Origin of the sequence: Pseudomonas sp. FP2338 (genome assembly GCF_030687515.1) — a bacterium.
GTDB lineage: Bacteria > Pseudomonadota > Gammaproteobacteria > Pseudomonadales > Pseudomonadaceae > Aquipseudomonas > Aquipseudomonas salomonii.
Genome location: NZ_CP117436.1, coordinates 4,620,943 through 4,637,652 on the forward strand (window position 1 = coordinate 4,620,943; position 16,710 = coordinate 4,637,652).

14 protein-coding genes are annotated in these 16,710 nt (G+C 60.5%); 6 read left to right on the forward strand and 8 right to left on the reverse strand.

The features are described from left to right. Nucleotides 1-13: 13 nt before the first annotated feature. The 3 genes from PSH96_RS20850 to PSH96_RS20860 form a co-directional block, all read right to left on the reverse strand. Complete coding sequence (locus PSH96_RS20850) at nt 14-874, reverse strand: carboxylate/amino acid/amine transporter (RefSeq protein ID WP_305454786.1); 861 nt, start codon at nt 872-874, stop codon at nt 14-16. Between the two features lie 203 nt (nt 875-1,077). Next, a complete protein-coding gene (locus tag PSH96_RS20855; protein WP_099486792.1) occupies nt 1,078-1,677 on the reverse strand; it encodes an FMN-dependent NADH-azoreductase in 600 nt (199 codons plus the stop codon). A gap of 151 nt (nt 1,678-1,828) precedes the next feature. After that, nucleotides 1,829-2,143: a 3-phosphoglycerate kinase gene (locus PSH96_RS20860; protein ID WP_065929811.1), complete on the reverse strand. Its 315-nt coding sequence runs from the start codon at nt 2,141-2,143 to the stop codon at nt 1,829-1,831. Nucleotides 2,144-2,192: 49 nt separating this feature from the next. Here PSH96_RS20860 and PSH96_RS20865 point away from each other — a divergent pair, with 49 nt between their 5' ends. The 5 genes from PSH96_RS20865 to aqpZ all read left to right on the forward strand — a co-directional run bounded on the left by PSH96_RS20865 (nt 2,193) and on the right by aqpZ (nt 7,398). Then, nucleotides 2,193-3,116, forward strand: a complete 924-nt coding sequence (locus tag PSH96_RS20865; RefSeq protein WP_065929812.1) for a LysR family transcriptional regulator — start codon at nt 2,193-2,195, stop codon at nt 3,114-3,116. A gap of 14 nt (nt 3,117-3,130) precedes the next feature. Continuing rightward, on the forward strand, nt 3,131-3,934 hold the full coding sequence (locus tag PSH96_RS20870; RefSeq protein ID WP_305454789.1) for an alpha/beta fold hydrolase: 804 nt from the start codon (nt 3,131-3,133) through the stop codon (nt 3,932-3,934). 3 nt (nt 3,935-3,937) lie between these two features. Then, the gene (locus PSH96_RS20875) at nt 3,938-4,501 is read left to right on the forward strand and encodes a peptidylprolyl isomerase A (RefSeq protein ID WP_016979352.1); all 564 of its coding nucleotides are present in this window, start codon (nt 3,938-3,940) and stop codon (nt 4,499-4,501) included. Between the two features lie 82 nt (nt 4,502-4,583). After that, nucleotides 4,584-6,416: an ABC transporter ATP-binding protein gene (locus tag PSH96_RS20880; RefSeq protein WP_056861493.1), complete on the forward strand. Its 1,833-nt coding sequence runs from the start codon at nt 4,584-4,586 to the stop codon at nt 6,414-6,416. Nucleotides 6,417-6,696: 280 nt separating this feature from the next. Then, nucleotides 6,697-7,398 carry an aquaporin Z gene (gene aqpZ, locus PSH96_RS20885; RefSeq protein WP_305454792.1) on the forward strand — a complete coding sequence of 234 codons (702 nt, stop codon included), beginning with the start codon at nt 6,697-6,699 and terminating at the stop codon, nt 7,396-7,398. Between the two features lie 11 nt (nt 7,399-7,409). On the opposite strand, the gene PSH96_RS20890 is transcribed toward aqpZ, so the two are convergent. After that, complete coding sequence (locus PSH96_RS20890; RefSeq protein WP_305454794.1) at nt 7,410-8,534, reverse strand: GNAT family N-acetyltransferase; 1,125 nt, start codon at nt 8,532-8,534, stop codon at nt 7,410-7,412. 282 nt (nt 8,535-8,816) lie between these two features. Here PSH96_RS20890 and PSH96_RS20895 point away from each other — a divergent pair, with 282 nt between their 5' ends. Then, nucleotides 8,817-10,139: a putative porin gene (locus PSH96_RS20895; protein ID WP_017134842.1), complete on the forward strand. Its 1,323-nt coding sequence runs from the start codon at nt 8,817-8,819 to the stop codon at nt 10,137-10,139. 120 nt (nt 10,140-10,259) lie between these two features. Here PSH96_RS20895 and PSH96_RS20900 read toward each other — a convergent pair whose 3' ends face one another. The 4 genes from PSH96_RS20900 to hrpA all read right to left on the reverse strand — a co-directional run bounded on the left by PSH96_RS20900 (nt 10,260) and on the right by hrpA (nt 16,623). Beyond that, entirely contained in the window at nt 10,260-10,493 is a 234-nt protein-coding gene (locus PSH96_RS20900) for an anti-sigma factor (protein ID WP_305454796.1), read from the reverse strand. Then, on the reverse strand, nt 10,487-11,101 hold the full coding sequence (locus PSH96_RS20905; RefSeq protein ID WP_064453547.1) for an RNA polymerase sigma factor: 615 nt from the start codon (nt 11,099-11,101) through the stop codon (nt 10,487-10,489). Before PSH96_RS20905 ends, PSH96_RS20900 begins: the two co-directional genes overlap by 7 nt. A 123-nt stretch (nt 11,102-11,224) precedes the next feature. Then, nucleotides 11,225-12,346, reverse strand: a complete 1,122-nt coding sequence (locus tag PSH96_RS20910) for a beta-ketoacyl-ACP synthase III (protein ID WP_056861495.1) — start codon at nt 12,344-12,346, stop codon at nt 11,225-11,227. A 365-nt stretch (nt 12,347-12,711) separates the two neighbouring features. Further along, nucleotides 12,712-16,623 (reverse strand): ATP-dependent RNA helicase HrpA, encoded by a 3,912-nt coding sequence (gene hrpA / locus PSH96_RS20915; protein ID WP_305454800.1) that lies wholly within the window; start codon nt 16,621-16,623, stop codon nt 12,712-12,714. Nucleotides 16,624-16,710 lie beyond the last annotated feature (87 nt).

The window sequence follows — 16,710 nt, forward strand, 5'->3', positions numbered from 1 at the left end:
ATTAGGGTCAGCGTTAGGCCGCTTGCTGACGCACACCCAAGCGACTGACCCACACCGCCCCCAGAATCACCAACCCACCCAACGCCAACCGCCCCAGCGGCTCGTGCTGATTCCAGATCAGCAGGTTCAGCAGCAACCCCACCGGCACATGCAGGTTGTTCATCACTGCCAGTGTGCCACCGTTGACCAGGCAGGCGCCTTTGTTCCACCAGTACATGCCCAGCGCAGTGCTGACCAGCCCGAGAAACACCAGCACGCCCCATTGCAGCGGCGCTTCGGGCAGGAAGTTGGTTTTGCCGAACAGCAGGAACGCCGGCAGCACCACGATCAAGGCGCCCACGTAGAAGTAGCCAAAGCGCCGGTAGTGCGGCAAATCGCTCGGATAACGCGCCACCAAATGCTTGTACATCACCTGCCCGGCGGCGTAGGTAAAGTTGGCCAGTTGCAGCAGCAAGAAGCCCATCAGAAAGTTCGGCGTGATCTGGTCGAAGCGAATCACGGCCGCGCCGCCCACGGCCACCAGCGCAGCAACCAATGCCCACGGGTTGAAACGGCGGTTAAGCGCGTCTTCAATCAGGGTCACGTGCAACGGTGTGAGGATAGTGAACAGCAATACTTCCGGCACCGTAAGTACACGAAAGCTCAAGTACAGGCACACATACGTCACGCCGAACTGCAGCGCGCCGATCAGCAACATGCCGCGCATGAAGGGTGGCGCCACCGAACGCCAACGGGTCAGCGGGATGAAAATCAGCCCGGCCAATACCACGCGCACCAGCACGGCGAAGTAGCTGTCAACGTGACCGGCGAGGTATTCGCCGATCAAGCTGAAGGAAAATGCCTGAATCAGGGTGACAACCAGTAAGTAGCCCATGCGCGCCTCGTTTCGAATGGGCGGGACATTAAAGGTTTTCGGCGTTTACTGAAACTCAAGGCAAAAAAAACCCGACCTCGCTATAGCGGCAGTCGGGCAGGAGCACTCAGGAGCAACAAGTGCAAAGGGAGGTTCGATACGCGTACTTGAAGGGTTTGCGTGGGGCGATATAAACACCACACGATTATGTGACGATTAAAGCGTTAAGCGACCTGTGCCAGCAGCGCTTTGGCGTGGTTGATGCCCTTCTCCTGGAAGTCACCGCTCAGGTTCACGCCTTCGGCATGAATGAAAGTGACGTCATGAATCCCGATAAACGCCATGACCTGGCGCAGGTACGGTTCCTGGTGATCGGAGGTGGCGCCGGTGTGGATGCCACCGCGGGCGGTCAACACAATGGCGCGCTTGCCGGTCAGCAAACCCTGCGGGCCGGTGGCGGTGTACTTGAAGGTCACACCGGCGCGAAGCACGTGGTCCAGCCAGGCTTTAAGGGTGCTGGGAATGGCGAAGTTGTACATCGGCGCGGCCATCACCAGCACATCGGCGGCGAGCAACTCGTCAGTCAGTTCGTTGGAGCGGTCCAGGGACGCCTGTTCGATGCCGCTGCGCTGGTCGGCGGGTTTCATCCAGCCGCCGAGCAGGTTGGCGTCCAGGTGCGGGACCGGGTTGAGGGCCACATCACGCACAGTGATCTGATCCGCCGGGTGGGCGGCCTGCCATTGGCTGATGAACTGTTGAGTCAGCTGGCGGGAAATCGAATCCTGCTGGCGGGCGCTGCTTTCGATGATCAGAACATTGGACATGGCTGGGTAGGCTCCATCTGTAAATGCTGTAAGGCGATGGAGTGAAGATTAAACAGAGCCAATTCGATAAAAAAGCGTAAAAAACTGCTATAACCCATCTATAAATTTGTTTATAAGCGGAGTATTGCTGTGGGCATGCTCCGCTGCCGCGTTATTTTGGCGCGCACGCCAGGGCGATACGCATCTTGATAATCGAGCGGGTGAATTTGACCGTGGTGTTGGTGCTTTTACCTGCCGGCACCGTGACCGTTCGGCGACGCGGCGATTCCGGGCCGTTGGTGAAGGTTACCGAGCACACCGCGTCATTGGTGCCGTAGTTATTGAGCTGTATCGAACTGATGTCGTTGTCGACGTCGGACGCCGTGTAGTCAATGCTCACGCCCTCGATCTTTTTAGTAACGTCGGTGGGATAGGCAAACGCGCTCATCGGCAGCAGCGCCAGCAACACACAACAGAATTTTCTCATTCGGCAGTCTCCAATAAGGACCGCCAGCTTAGGACAAGAGGAGCTCATCTTGAAAGCGCCCCGCGTTACCCTCGATCAATGGCGCACGCTGCAGGCCGTGGTCGACCACGGTGGCTTCGCCCAGGCGGCTGAAGCACTGCACCGTTCGCAGTCCTCGGTGAGCTACACCGTGGCCCGCATGCAAGACCAGCTTGGCGTGCCATTGCTGCGCATCGACGGGCGCAAGGCCGTGCTCACCGAGGCTGGTGAAGTGCTGTTGCGCCGCTCGCGGCAACTGGTCAAAAATGCCAGCCAACTGGAAGACCTCGCCCACCATATGGAACAGGGCTGGGAAGCCGAAGTACGCCTGGTGGTGGACGCCGCCTACCCGAATGCGCGCCTGGTGCGTGCCCTCACCGCCTTTATGCCGCAAAGCCGTGGCTGCCGCGTGCGCCTGCGTGAAGAAGTGCTGTCGGGGGTTGAAGAGCTGTTGATAGATGGCATGGCTGACCTGGCCATCAGCAGTTTCATCATTCCGGGCTACCTGGGCACCGAAATGAGCGACGTGGAATTTATTGCCGTGGCCCATCCCGACCACTCGTTGCATCGCCTGAACCGCGAGTTGAGCTTCCAGGACCTGGAAAGCCAGATGCAAGTGGTGATCCGTGACTCCGGTCGCCAACAGCCGCGCGATGTCGGCTGGCTTGGCGCCGAACAGCGCTGGACCGTCGGCAGCTTGCCCACCGCCGCCACTTTCGTCAGCAGCGGCCTGGGCTTCGCCTGGTTGCCCCGACACTTGATCGAACGCGAACTCAAAGATGGCCTGCTCAAGCAGCTGCCATTGGAAAAGGGTGGCAGCCGCAACCCGACGTTCTACCTGTACTCGAACAAAGACAAACCCCTGGGGCCGGCCACGCAGATTCTTATCGATTTGTTGCGCACCTTTGACACCGCTCCCCTGGACGCACCTTTCGCCGCTCCCCAGCAAGCCTGAAACGGAGTTCACCCATGGCCTGGTTCGACCACGAAGGCTGCAGCCTGCATTACGAAGAATACGGTCACGGCACCCCGCTGATCCTGATCCACGGCCTGGGTTCCAGCAGCCAGGATTGGGAATTGCAGATTCCGGTGCTGGCCCGGCATTACCGCCTGATCGTGGTGGATGTACGCGGTCACGGACGCTCCGACAAACCCCGCGAACGCTACAGCATCCAGGGTTTTACCTTCGATCTGCTGGCGTTGATCGAACACCTGAACCTGCCGGCCGCCCATGTCGTGGGCTTGTCCATGGGCGGCATGATCGCGTTCCAGCTGGCCGTGGACGAGCCCGCGCGGGTCACGAGCCTGTGCATCGTCAACAGCGCACCGGAGGTCAAGGTGCGCAGCGCCGATGATTACTGGCAATGGGCCAAGCGCTGGAGCCTGGCGCGCGTGCTCAGCCTGGCCACCATCGGCAAGGCCCTGGGCGATCGGCTGTTCCCAAAACCCGAGCAAGCCGACCTGCGGCGCAAAATGGCCGAACGCTGGGCAAAAAACGACAAACGTGCTTATCTCGCCAGCTTCGATGCGATTGTCGGCTGGGGCGTACAGGAACAACTTTCCCGAATTACCTGTCCTACGCTGGTCATCAGCGCCGACCACGACTACACCCCCGTGGCGCACAAAGAAAACTATGTAAAACTGCTGCCCGATGCGCGGCTGGTGGTGATCGAGGATTCCCGCCATGCCACGCCCTTGGACCAACCCGAAGTCTTTAACGCTACCTTGCTCGATTTTCTAAAGACAGTCGAAACCACTACCCAGGATCACTGACCCATGCTGAAAAAAATCGCCTTCTTTGCCGGCTCCGTATTGTTCGCAGCCAACCTGATGGCTGCTGAGCCTGCCAAGGCCCCTCACGTCCTGATCACCACCACCAACGGCGACATCGAAATCGAACTGGACCCGGTCAAGGCGCCGATCAGCACCAAGAACTTCCTGGCCTATGTCGACAAAGGCTTCTACACCAACACGATTTTCCACCGCGTGATCCCGGGCTTCATGGTCCAGGGCGGCGGTTTCACCGCGCAGATGTCGCAGAAGCCGACCGAAGCGCCGATCAAGAACGAAGCCAGCAACGGCCTGCATAATGTGCGCGGCACCTTGTCGATGGCACGCACCAATGATCCAAATTCGGCCACCAGCCAATTCTTCATCAACGTGGCCGACAATGCCTTCCTCGACCCGGGCCGCGATGCGGGTTATGCCGTGTTCGCCAAAGTGGTCAAGGGCATGGACGTCGTCGATGTTATCGTCAACTCGCAAACCACTACCAAGCAAGGCATGCAAAACGTGCCAATCGATCCTGTGGTGATCAAGTCGGCCAAGCGCATCGACTGAGGTCCGCAGCAAGCTCCGCACGCGGCCCACAACGCCGCGTGCGCATTTGAAAGGAGAGCCCGCAGCGCGGGCGTCAGACTGAATGCTCTATCGTCGCTTTGAACAACTGATCGACATCTTCCGCGACGCTCCCAGCGCCGCCCCTCCTGATAAAGTCCTGCCTTTCTACCTCTACTACCTGCGCCAGGTATGGCCAAGCTTTGCCGCCTTGCTGGTGGTCGGCCTGATTGGTGCGTTGATCGAAGTGGCGCTGTTCAGCTACCTGAGCCGCATTATCGATTTGGCCCAAGGCACACCGCCCGCGAATTTTTTCCAGATTCACAGTGCCGAACTGATCTGGATGGCCGTGGTGGCCCTGCTGCTGCGTCCGATCTTCAACGGCCTGCATGACTTGCTGGTGCACCAGACCATCAACCCCGGCATGACCAGCTTGATCCGCTGGCAGAACCATAGCTACGTACTCAAGCAGAGCTTGAACTTCTTCCAGAACGATTTCGCCGGGCGCATCGCCCAGCGCATCATGCAAACCGGCAACTCCTTGCGCGATTCGGCAGTGGCGACGGCGGAGGCCATCTGGCATGTGTCGATCTACGCCATCAGCGCGCTGGTGCTGTTTGCCGAGGCGGACTGGCGCCTGATGATCCCGCTGATCACCTGGATCATTCTCTACAGCCTGGCGCTGCGTTACTTCGTGCCCCGCGTGAAAGAACGCTCAGTGATCTCCTCCGAAGCGCGCTCCAAACTGATGGGCCGCATTGTCGACGGCTACACCAACATCACCACCTTGAAGCTGTTCGCCCATACGCAGAATGAGCAGGAGTACGCCAAGGAAGCGATCATCGAGCAGACCGAAAAAACCCAGTTGGCCGCGCGCGTGCTCACCAGCATGGACGTGGTGATCTGCACCTTGAACGGCGTGCTGATCGTCACCACCACTGGCCTGGCCTTGTGGCTGTGGACGCAGTCGCTGATTTCCGTGGGCGCCATCGCCCTCGCCACTGGCCTGGTGATCCGTATCGTCAACATGTCCGGCTGGATCATGTGGGTGGTCAACGGCATCTTCGAAAATATCGGCATGGTGCAGGACGGTTTGAAAACCATCGCGGCACCGCTGGCGGTGACCGACCGCGAAAACGCGCCGCGCCTGCAGGTGCCCCACGGCGAAGTACGTTTCGAGCAGGTGGATTTCCACTATGGCAAGAAGAGCGGGATCATTGGCGGCTTGAACCTTCAGATCAAGGCCGGTGAGAAAATCGGCCTGATCGGCCCCTCCGGTGCGGGTAAATCTACCCTGGTCAACCTGCTGCTGCGCCTGTACGACCTGCAAGGCGGGCGCATCCTGATCGACGGCCAGAACATCGCCGAAGTCGCCCAGGAGTCCTTGCGGGCACAGATTGGCATGATCACCCAGGACACCTCGCTGCTGCATCGTTCGATCCGTGACAACTTGTTGTATGGCAAACCGGATGCCAGCGATGAAGAACTCAACGCCGCCATCCACAAAGCCCGCGCCGATGAGTTCATCCCGCTGTTGTCGGATGCCGAAGGCCGCACCGGGCTGGATGCACACGTGGGCGAGCGCGGGGTGAAACTCTCGGGCGGGCAACGCCAGCGCATTGCCATTGCGCGAGTGCTGCTCAAGGACGCGCCGATTCTGATCATGGACGAAGCGACGTCGGCGCTGGATTCGGAAGTGGAAGCGGCGATCCAGGAAAGCCTGGAAACGCTGATGCAAGGCAAGACCGTGATCGCGATTGCGCACCGCTTGTCGACCATTGCCCGCATGGACCGCCTGGTAGTGCTGGAAAAAGGCCAGATCGCCGAGACCGGCAGCCATGCCGAATTGCTGGCCCATGGTGGCTTGTATGCCAGGTTGTGGCAGCACCAGACCGGCGGGTTCGTCGGTATCGATTAAAAGTACACCGCGAAACAATGTGGGAGCTGGCTTGCCTGCGATAGCGCACCGTCAGTAACGAATCGGTTATCTGGCACACCGCAATCGCAGGCAAGCCAGCTCCCACCTTTAATCAGCGCCAAGCCCCTCATGCACGGGCCCCTGGCGCTTTTTTATGGCCTGGATTTATATCAAAAGCGTGCTGTAATCAGTGCAGTGCCCAGAGGGGCGCTGAAGTAAATCTGCAGGGAGCATCATTGATTTACTGATTCGGTAGAGCTATCTATCAAGGACGTGTCGCATGTCTTTGTTCAAACGTTCAGTCGCAGAGGGGTTAGGTACGTTTTGGCTGGTGTTGGGCGGTTGCGGGAGTGCGGTGTTGGCCGCAGCGTTTCCCGCCGTCGGGATCGGGTTCCTGGGTGTGGCCCTGGCCTTCGGGCTGACGGTGCTGACCATGGCGTTTGCCATCGGGCATATCAGTGGGTGCCACCTCAACCCGGCAGTGTCAGTGGGGCTGGTCGTGGGCGGGCGGTTTGCGGCCAGAGATTTACCGGCTTACATCGTCGCGCAGGTAATCGGCGCCACCGTCGCTGCTGCACTGTTGTACTTCATTGCCAGCGGCAAACCGGGCTTTGAGCTAGCCGGCGGCCTGGCCTCCAACGGCTACGGCGAGCATTCGCCAGGGGGCTACTCGATGGCTGCGGGGTTTGTCTGTGAGCTGGTGATGACAGCGATGTTCGTGCTGATCATTCTCGGCGCCACCGACCGTCGTGCCCCGCCAGGTCTTGCACCTATCGCCATCGGCCTGGCCCTGACCTTGATCCACTTGATCTCCATTCCCGTGACCAACACTTCGGTCAACCCGGCCCGCAGTACCGGCCCGGCATTGATCGTCGGCGGGTGGGCGATCCAGCAGTTGTGGATGTTCTGGCTGGCGCCAATCCTCGGCGCTGTAATCGGTGGCGTGACCTATCGATGGCTGGGCAAGGAGCAGCCGGCCTGAGGCAAACGGGTTCAGCCCTGCCGATAAGGCAGGGCTGCCCTCGCCTCTTCGGCATACGCCAGAATCCCAACCCGCTCGCGTTCCAGGAAGTCTTCGACAGCATTCTTCAAACCGGGATGGCGCAGGTAGTGCCACGACCGTGTGATCACCGGCTCAAACCCGCGAATCAACTTGTGTTCGCCCTGGGCGCCGGCGTCGAAACGTTGCAGGCCGTGGGCGATGGCGTAGTCCATGCCCTGGTAGAAGCAGGTTTCAAAATGCAGGCGGTCGAACTCGGCCAGGCAGCCCCAGTAACGGCCGTAGAAACTGTCGCCACCGATCAGGCTGAAGGCCATGGCCACCGGGCGTGTGCCTTGTTTGGCCAGCACCACGCGAATCGCCTCGGGCATGCGCTCGGCCAGCAGGCTGAAAAAGGCGCGGGTCAGGTAGGGTGCCTGGCGACGCACCGCGTAGGTATTGGCGTAGCAGGCGTAGACAAAATCCCACTGCGCCTCGCTTAACTCATGGCCTTGCAACCATTCAAAATCGATGCCCTGCCCGGCAACTTGCTCGCGTTCTTTGCGCATCTGTTTGCGCTTGCGTGAACTCAAGGCATCGAGAAAGTCCTGGAAGTCGCGATAACCGCGGTTTTGCCAGTGAAACTGGCAGCCCAGGCGCTGCAACCAACCCGCCTGCCCAGCCAGTGCGGCATCGGCCAACGGGTCGGTGAAGTTGATATGGGCACTGGAGAGCCCTTCGATTTCCAGATAACCGGGCAGGCTACCCAGCAGTTCAAACCCGTCCTCGGCATTCCTGGCCAGCAAGCGCGGGCCACTCACCGGACTGAACGGCACCGCCGTCAGCAACTTGGGGTAGTACTCGATGCCCGCGCGCGCGCAGGCATCCGCCCAGCCGTGATCAAACACGTACTCGCCATAGGAGTGCCACTTGCGGTAGCTGGGCAGGGCCGCCACCAGCCGTTCGCCTTCCCAATGCAGCAAATGCTCGGGCTGCCAACCGGACTGCGGGCCCAGGCTGGCGCTGTCTTCCAGCGCACTCAGAAAGGCATGCCGCACAAAGGGTTGGGCCTGCGGCACCAGCGCATCCCAGACTTGTGGGGCGATTGCAGACAGCTTGTCCAGGCGTTGCAGCGGCATCGGCATCCTCTCTGTTTCTTGGCGTGAAAGCCTGGCGAGTATCGCCTATCGCGGCGCCAGGCACACCTCGAAACGAGCGGGACAAACCTCGAAACAATTAGTTCCAGATTAAATAATTTGTCATCTAGGTGAAATCACTTAGCCACTACTCCGTCATAAACGATCGTGATACTGACGCCTGTTTTTAGAGCGCCTGGTTCTACCAGGCGGCTATTTTCCGTCCGTCATCGGTCGGTTGTGTCCTGGATGGTTTGCCATCCCTCCTCACTTTCGGAGATTGATATGCGTCTTGCTTCCACTAAAACTGCGGCGGCCCTGTGTGGCGGCCTGTTGCTGGCCCTGAGCGTTCCGGCCAGCGCTGCAGTCGACGCTAAATTGCTCGACATGCTCAAGGCCAACGGCCAGATCACCGCTGCGCAGTACACTGAACTGCAAACGGAATTAGCCAAGGACCAGAAAGAAAAGCAGATCGCACAGCAAGCTCAACAAGAGACCAACGAGCAGATCGCGGCCACCGCGAAAAAAACCAACGACCTCAGCGTCTTCGATCAGAAGCTGGCCTGGGCCGCGCGCACCCAGCTCAAGGGTGATGTGCGCTTCCGTCAGGAAACCGTGAAGATCCAGGGCGAATCCAACAACGGCGGCCGCGACAAAGACCGTCAGCGCATCCGTGCCCGCCTGGGCGCCTACACCGAGATCAACTCCCAGGTCGACACCGGCATCCGCGTGGCCACCGGCAGCAGCGACGACGCGCGCTCCACCAACCAGGACCAGGACAACTACTTCGACAAGAAGTCGATCTGGCTGGACCTGGGCTACATCGACTACCACCCGGACCAGATCAAGAACCTGCACGTGATCGGCGGCAAGATGCTGCAACCGTGGGTGAACATGGGCGACGTGATCTGGGATAGCGACATCAACCCTGAAGGCCTGGCCGTCACCTACAAGTACCCATTGGGCGGCAGCGCCGAGCTGTTCGGCAGCCTGGGTAACTACAACCTCAAGGACAACGTGGACGGCGACGGCGTGCAATTTCGCCATGACCTGCGCCTGACGTCCGGCCAGTTGGGCACGCGCTTCTCGCTCACCGACAACCTGAAAATGACCCTGGGCGGCAGCGTCTACGCCTACCAGAACGACAAGGACAGCCGCTGCACAACCACCACCACGCCATGCGCGCTGGCGGTCAACGGCAACTCGGCCAACAACGAATTCCGCCTGTATGAAGGCTTTGCCCAAGCCGACATCGGCGGCCTGGCCGTGCCTTTGGCGTTCTACGGCCAGTACGTGAAAAACAACGATGCAGTGACCGACCAGGACACCGCTTGGTTGATCGGTGCCAAATCCAAGGTGTTCGGTTTCAACCTGGACTACAACTACCGCGATACTCAGCGTGATGCAGTGGTTGGCGCGTTCACCGATTCGGACTTCGCCAACGGCACCACCGGTTCGCGCGGTCACAAGCTCAAAGTCAGCTACGACATCGACAAGAACTTCGCCCTCGGCGCCACGTACTTCCTGACCAAGGCTGACTACGCCAGCCGCACGCAGCGTGATGCCAACACCAACACCCTGCAGCTGGATGCTGAAGCCAAGTTCTAAATGTGTGTGCAATAACCCTTGGGCCAGGACGGCCCGAGGGGGTTTCAACAGCCTTGCGTGGATGGGTCGATCCCCATCATCCGTTCGACTCACCCACGCGAGCCTGGCTCTTCCCCGCCGTTACTGATCCTTGAGCCTTTCGGCCGCCAGCCGATCAGCCAGTGCATCAACATCCTTTACCGGCTCCTGCGGCAGGATCTTCAACGTCGCCTGCATCAGGCGCATCTGACGAATAAATCGCCGGCAGTTGGGGCAGAACATCAAGTGATGACGCACCAGCAAACGCTCTCGAAAGGTCAATTGCCCATCGAGGTAGTCACTGGACCGCGCCACTTGTTCCTTACAGGTCAACATTCACCCGTTTCCTCAAAATGCTCCACCGTGGCGAAGACTTTAAGCCGTGCTCGATGCAACAGCACACGAACATTGGAGAGCGAGAGGGTCAGAAGATTACAAATCTCCTCCAACTCCAGGCCTTGGCGTTCACGCAGCACCAGCACGCTGCTTTGCAGCTCCGACAAACTCAGGAGTGTATGCTCCAGGCATTTGCGCAGCTCATCCTCGGTCAGCAAGGCTTCCGGGGTGTCCTGGTGCCAGGCGTAAGGCGCAACAGCCCAGTGGCCGTCGTCGGGGACGAAGCGATCATCACCAATGGTGCCGTGGGGCGAAGGCAAATCATCGAGCAATACTTCCCGACGATTCTGTTTGTAGCGGCCCTTGGCGGAGTTGGCGGTGATGGTCAGCAGCCAGGTCTTGAGGCTGGAGCGCCCTTCGAACTTGGCCAGGTTGCGTACCACCGACAGCCAGGCGTCTTGCACCACTTCATCGGCGTGGCGCTGGCCGACAATGGCATAGGCTACCGCGCGCATGGCGCTCTGGTAAGTGGTGACCAGTTCCTTGTAGGCCCGCTGCTCGCCCTTGAGCAGCCGTTCAAGCAGGTGCGCGTCGTCGGCTGCTGCCATTGTTTACCTCAAATTACCTTGGAATACGGTCGATGTGGGCGCTGGCTTGCCTGCGATGCAGGCACCCCGGTGGATCAGTCACACCACAGTGATGCCATCGCAGGCAAGCCAGCTCCCACAGGATCAGCGCTTGCGCAGGATCACGCTGCCAATCGAGTAACCCGCGCCGAACGAGCTGAGCACTGCAACCGAGCCCTTGGGCAGATCGTCCTGGTAGGTGTGAAACGCAATCACCGAACCTGCCGAGCTGGTATTGGCGTAAGTATCAAGGATCACCGGCGCTTCCTCCACCGAGGCTTCGCGGCCCAGCAGTTTCTTCACAATCAGGTGGTTCATGCTCAGGTTGGCCTGGTGCAGCCAGAAGCGCTTCACGTCGGTCACGTTCAACTGGTTTTCTTCCAGGTGCACACCGATCAACTCGGCAACCATCGGGCAGACATCACGGAAGACTTTGCGGCCTTCCTGCACGAACAGTTTGTCCGGCGCGCCGATGCCTTCTTCGGCGGTACGGTTGAGGAAACCGAAGTTGTTGCGGATGTTATTGGAGAACTTGGTCAGCAGCTTGGTGCTGACCACGTCGAACTGGTGCTCGGAGGTCGCCAGATCAGCGCGCTCGAGGATCACCGCCGTGGCCGCATCACCGAAGATAAAATGGCTGTCGCGGTCGCGGAAATTCAGGTGGCCGGTGCAGACTTCCGGGTTAACCATCAGGATCGCCCGGGCCTGGCCCAGCTGGATGCTGTTGGCGGCGTTCTGGATGCCGAAGGTGGCCGAGGAACACGCCACGTTCATGTCGAAGCCGAAACCCTGGATGCCCAAGGCTTCCTGGACTTCAATGGCGATGGCCGGGTAGGCGCGCTGCAGGTTGGAGCAGGCGACGATCACGCCATCAATGTCGGCGGCGGTCTTGCCGGCGCGCTGCAGGGCCTGTTCGGCGGCGCCGATGGCCATCTGGCAGAGGACCGACCACTCGTCGTTGCTGCGCTCGGGCAAGCGCGGGGCCATGCGTTGCGGGTCAAGGATGCCGTCCTTGTCCATCACAAAACGGCTCTTGATGCCCGAAGCCTTCTCGATAAAGGCCGCGCTCGACTCGGTCAGCGCCTGCACCTCACCGCGCTCGATGGCCGCGGCGTTATCGCTGTTGAACTGTTGCACGTAAGCATTGAAAGACTGCACCAGCTCTTCGTTGGAGATGCTGTTGGCCGGGGTGTACAGGCCAGTGCCGCTGATGACGACGTTATGCACGGTCGTTCCTCTAAATCTGTCAGGCAGAGAAGAAATTGGTACCGTCGTACCAAACTTTAAGTCGTTCGATGCCTTCCAGCGGGCATCAAACTGGCAACGCTTTATCCCATCGCGCCACGCGTTTCGCGGCGTTACCGGTCTTTATGACTGCGAAGTTTGCCACAACCCTGCAGATTTGGCGCCACCCGCTGTAATGGGTGCGCACAAACCCTGTGGCGAGCGAGCTTGCTCGCGCTGGGGCGCGTAGCGGCCCCTATTGCCAACAACCGAGTTTTAACTCAACTATCTCGATGCCCAAGGTGGGGCTGCTTCGCAGCCCAGCGCGAGCAAGCTCGCTCGCCACAACAGCCGCTCATCAACAGTAATCAGGCCTCGACCAGGCTCCACTGCTTGCTCAAACGCTTATCCGAAATCGGCACCTTGGTGCCCAACTGCTGGGCGAACAGCGACACTCGGTATTCCTCCAACCACCAGCGATAGAGTTCGAGCTGCGGGTCGCGCTTGCCTTCCTGGGCGTGTTTGTTCAGGCGGTTCTGGTACTGCGCCCATAAGCCGCCCAGCTCAGTGCTCCACACGCGATCTTTTTGCACCTGGCTCGGCAGTTTCTCCAGGCGCAGTTCGATGGCTTTCAGAAAGCGTGGCAATTCCTTGAACCACTGCGCCGGGGTTTCGCGCACAAACCCTTGATACACCAGGTTGCTGAGCTGCTGCTTGATGTCGTTCAACGCCACGGCCTGGGCCAGGTCGATTTTGCCTTTGAAGCGTTTCTGCAAACCATGCCAGAGTTTCAGCACGTCCAGGGTCAAGCGCGCCAGGCGCTCGGCGTGCTCGGCCCAACTGCCGCGCTTGCGTTCGGCCAATGCAGCCAGGCCGGCACCGTCACGCGGCAGGCTGGCTTCGCCTTCGAGCACGCAGGTGTCGAGGCTGGCCAATAGAATGTCTTCCACCAGTGCATCAATGCGCCCCAGCTCGCGGTACATCAGGCCCAATTCGGTCAAACCGGGCAGTTTGCTCCGCAGGAATTTTGCCGGTTCCGCCAGTTGCTGCATCAGCAGGCGCTGCAAGGCGCGACGGTGCTGGAACTCGGCTTCGGCGGCGGTGGAAAAGCGCCCTTCCTTGACCGTGCCGTTTTCTTCGACCAGGGCCGGATAGACCGTCATCGACAGGCCGGCAATCTTTTGCTGGGTCTTTTCCGCTACGGCGGCAAACACCTTGGCTTCCACCGGCTGCTGGCTTTTCGCAGTCTGCGGCACCGCCAATGCGGCCTGGCTGGCCTCGGCGAAACGTGCGGTCAGCTCGGCCAGATCGCGGCCTTCGCCCAGGAACTTGCCCTGGCCGTCGACCACTTCAAGGTTCATCTTCAGGTGGCTTTCCACCTGCTGCGCCGCCTCGGCCCAGGCCTCATCGCTGACCCGCGCGCCGGTCATGCGCAGCAATTCGCGGCCCAGTGCCTGAGGCAGCGAGCCCTGACCAAATTCGATACGTTGCAGGGCGGCCTTGACGAAGTCCGGCACCGGCACAAAGTTCTTGCGCAGCGCCTTGGGCAGGTTGCGCACCAGCGCGATGCACTTGGCTTCGATCACACCCGGCACCAGCCACTCCAGACGCTCCGGCGGCAACGCCGGCAACAGCGGCGCCGGTACGCGCAGGGTTACGCCGTCGCGAGGGTGGTTGGGTTCAAAGTGGTAACTCAGGGCCAGTTCCAGGTCGCCCAAATGCAGCGTGTCCGGGTAATGCGCGGCGGTGACCTCGCTGGCCTCGCGGGCCAGTACGTCTTCTTCACGCATGATCAGCAGTTGCGGATCTTTCTGGCTGTTGACCTTGTACCAGCTGTCGAACGTGGCGGTCTGGTGGATCTCTGCCGGCAAGCGCGCGTCATAGAAGGCGTACAGGGTTTCTTCATCCGCCAGAATGTCACGACGACGGGCCTTGGCCTCCAGCTCATCGAGCTGCTCCAGCAGTTGCTGGTTGGCCGTGAGGCACTTGGCGCGGGATTGAATCTCGCCGCGTACCAAACCTTCACGAATAAACAACTCGCGGGACACCACCGGGTCAATCGGCCCGTAATGCACCGGCCGTCGCCCGACCACAATCAGCCCGAACAGGGTGATCTGCTCAAACGCCACCACTTGGCCGCGCTTCTTTTCCCAGTGCGGTTCGAAGTGGTTTTTCTTGATCAGGTGCCCGGCCAGCGGCTCGATCCAGTCGGCATCGATCTTGGCGACCATGCGCGCATACAGTTTGGTGGTTTCCACCAGTTCGGCGGCCATCAGCCATTGCGGACGCTTTTTACCGATGCCCGAAGACGGGTGAATCCAGAAGCGCCGCTGCCGTGCGCCGAGGTAATCGCCGTCTTCGGTCTTTTGGCCGATCTGGCTGAGCAAACCGGACAGCACCGCCTTGTGCAGTTTCGCAAAGTCGGCCGGTTCCTTGTTGACCGTCAGCTGCATATCGCGGCAGATCAGGCTCAACTGGCGATGGGAGTCACGCCACTCGCGCAGGCGCAGGTAATTCAGGAAGTTCTTGCGGCACCAGTTACGCAACGGGCTGGCGGTCAGTGCCTGGCGCTGTTCTTCAAAGCCACGCCACAGATTGACCAGCCCGGCGAAGTCCGAATCGGCATCCTTCCACTGCGCGTGGGCCTGGTCGGCGGCTTGCTGACGCTCCGGCGGACGCTCGCGTGGGTCTTGGATCGACATGGCGCTGGCCACAATCAACACTTCCTGCAAACTGCCGAGCTTGGCTGCTTCGAGCAGCATGCGGCCCATGCGCGGGTCCACCGGCAGGCGCGCCAATTGGCGGCCCAGAGGCGTGAGCTGGCTGTTGCGGTCCACCGCCGAGAGTTCTTGCAGCAGGTTGAAACCGTCGCTGATCGCCTTGCCATCCGGCGGCTCGATAAACGGGAAGTCGGTGATTTCGCCCAGACGCAGGTGCAGCATCTGCAGGATCACCGCAGCGAGGTTGGTGCGCAGGATCTCCGGGTCGGTAAATTCCGGGCGGCCGATAAAATCTTCTTCGCTGTACAAGCGAATGCAAATGCCCGGCTCGACCCGGCCGCAGCGGCCTTTGCGCTGGTTGGCGCTGGCCTGGGAAATCGCCTCGATCGGCAGGCGCTGCACCTTGGCGCGGTAGCTGTAGCGGCTGATGCGCGCGGTGCCGCTGTCGATCACATAGCGAATGCCCGGCACCGTCAGCGAGGTTTCCGCGACGTTGGTCGCCAGCACCACGCGGCGGCCTGGGTGGGACTGGAAAATCCGCTGCTGTTCGGCCGGCGACAGGCGCGCGTACAGCGGCAGAATTTCAGTGTGCTTGAGCTGGGCCTTGCGCAGCATGTCGGCGGCGTCGCGAATCTCGCGTTCGCCGGGCAAAAACACCAGCACATCGCCGGGGCTGCGACGTTCGCTGCGCTCATAAGCGGCAATTTCGTCGAGGGTGGCGAGAATCGCCTGGTCGACGGTCAAGTCATCCTCGACGCGGTTGCCCTCCTCGTCCTGCTCCAGCGTCAGCGGGCGGTACCAGGTGTCGACCGGGAAGGTACGACCCGAGACCTCGACAATCGGCGCATCGTCGAAGTGCTTGGAAAAGCGCTCCAGGTCGATGGTCGCCGAGGTGATGATGACTTTAAGGTCCGGGCGACGCGGCAACAGGGTTTTCAGGTAACCGAGCAGGAAGTCGATGTTCAGGCTGCGTTCGTGGGCTTCGTCGACGATGATGGTGTCGTAGCGCTCGAGGTAACGGTCGTTCTGGGTTTCGGCCAGCAAAATACCGTCGGTCATCAGCTTGATCAGGGTGTTGGAGTCACTCTGATCTTCGAAACGCACCTGATAGCCGACCAGCGCGCCCAATGGCGTAGCAAGCTCTTCGGCAACCCGGCTGGCGACGCTGCGCGCGGCAATCCGGCGCGGCTGGGTGTGGCCGATCAGGCCGTATTGGCCGCGACCGATTTCCAGGCAGATTTTCGGCAACTGGGTGGTTTTACCCGAGCCGGTTTCGCCGGCAATGATCAGCACCTGATGCTTGAGCAACGCTTCTTTGATCTCGTCGCGCTTGGCGGCAATCGGCAGGCTGTCGTCATAGCGAATCACCGGCAGGCTGGCGCGCCGCGCGGTGACCTGGGCGCAGGATGCTTGCATACGCGTGACCCACTGCGCCAGCTTCTCCTCGTCAGGCTTCTTGCGCAGCTCAAGCAACTGGCGCCGCAAGCGGTGGCGGTCGGCGAGCATGGCGTGATCGAGGTTCTTGAGCAGTTGGTCGATAGCGGGCGCTTGGTCAGTCATCAGGTACTTTGCAGGTCGTCTATTTATGCACGGCCGGCAAGTGTGGCAGAAAAGCGGCTGATCTGGCAGACGCCTATCTAAATGTGG

Bases quoted from the DNA above. Each gene is read 5' to 3' on its own strand.
- PSH96_RS20850 (WP_305454786.1), bottom strand. From the start codon at position 874: ATGGGCTACTTACTGGTTGTCACCCTGATTCAGGCATTTTCCTTCAGC.
- PSH96_RS20855 (WP_099486792.1), bottom strand. From the start codon at position 1,677: ATGTCCAATGTTCTGATCATCGAAAGCAGCGCCCGCCAGCAGGATTCG.
- PSH96_RS20860 (WP_065929811.1), bottom strand. From the start codon at position 2,143: ATGAGAAAATTCTGTTGTGTGTTGCTGGCGCTGCTGCCGATGAGCGCG.
- PSH96_RS20870 (WP_305454789.1), top strand. From the start codon at position 3,131: ATGGCCTGGTTCGACCACGAAGGCTGCAGCCTGCATTACGAAGAATAC.
- PSH96_RS20875 (WP_016979352.1), top strand. From the start codon at position 3,938: ATGCTGAAAAAAATCGCCTTCTTTGCCGGCTCCGTATTGTTCGCAGCC.
- PSH96_RS20880 (WP_056861493.1), top strand. From the start codon at position 4,584: ATGCTCTATCGTCGCTTTGAACAACTGATCGACATCTTCCGCGACGCT.
- aqpZ (WP_305454792.1), top strand. From the start codon at position 6,697: ATGTCTTTGTTCAAACGTTCAGTCGCAGAGGGGTTAGGTACGTTTTGG.
- PSH96_RS20890 (WP_305454794.1), bottom strand. From the start codon at position 8,534: ATGCCGCTGCAACGCCTGGACAAGCTGTCTGCAATCGCCCCACAAGTC.
- PSH96_RS20895 (WP_017134842.1), top strand. From the start codon at position 8,817: ATGCGTCTTGCTTCCACTAAAACTGCGGCGGCCCTGTGTGGCGGCCTG.
- PSH96_RS20900 (WP_305454796.1), bottom strand. From the start codon at position 10,493: ATGTTGACCTGTAAGGAACAAGTGGCGCGGTCCAGTGACTACCTCGAT.
- PSH96_RS20905 (WP_064453547.1), bottom strand. From the start codon at position 11,101: ATGGCAGCAGCCGACGACGCGCACCTGCTTGAACGGCTGCTCAAGGGC.
- hrpA (WP_305454800.1), bottom strand. From the start codon at position 16,623: ATGACTGACCAAGCGCCCGCTATCGACCAACTGCTCAAGAACCTCGAT.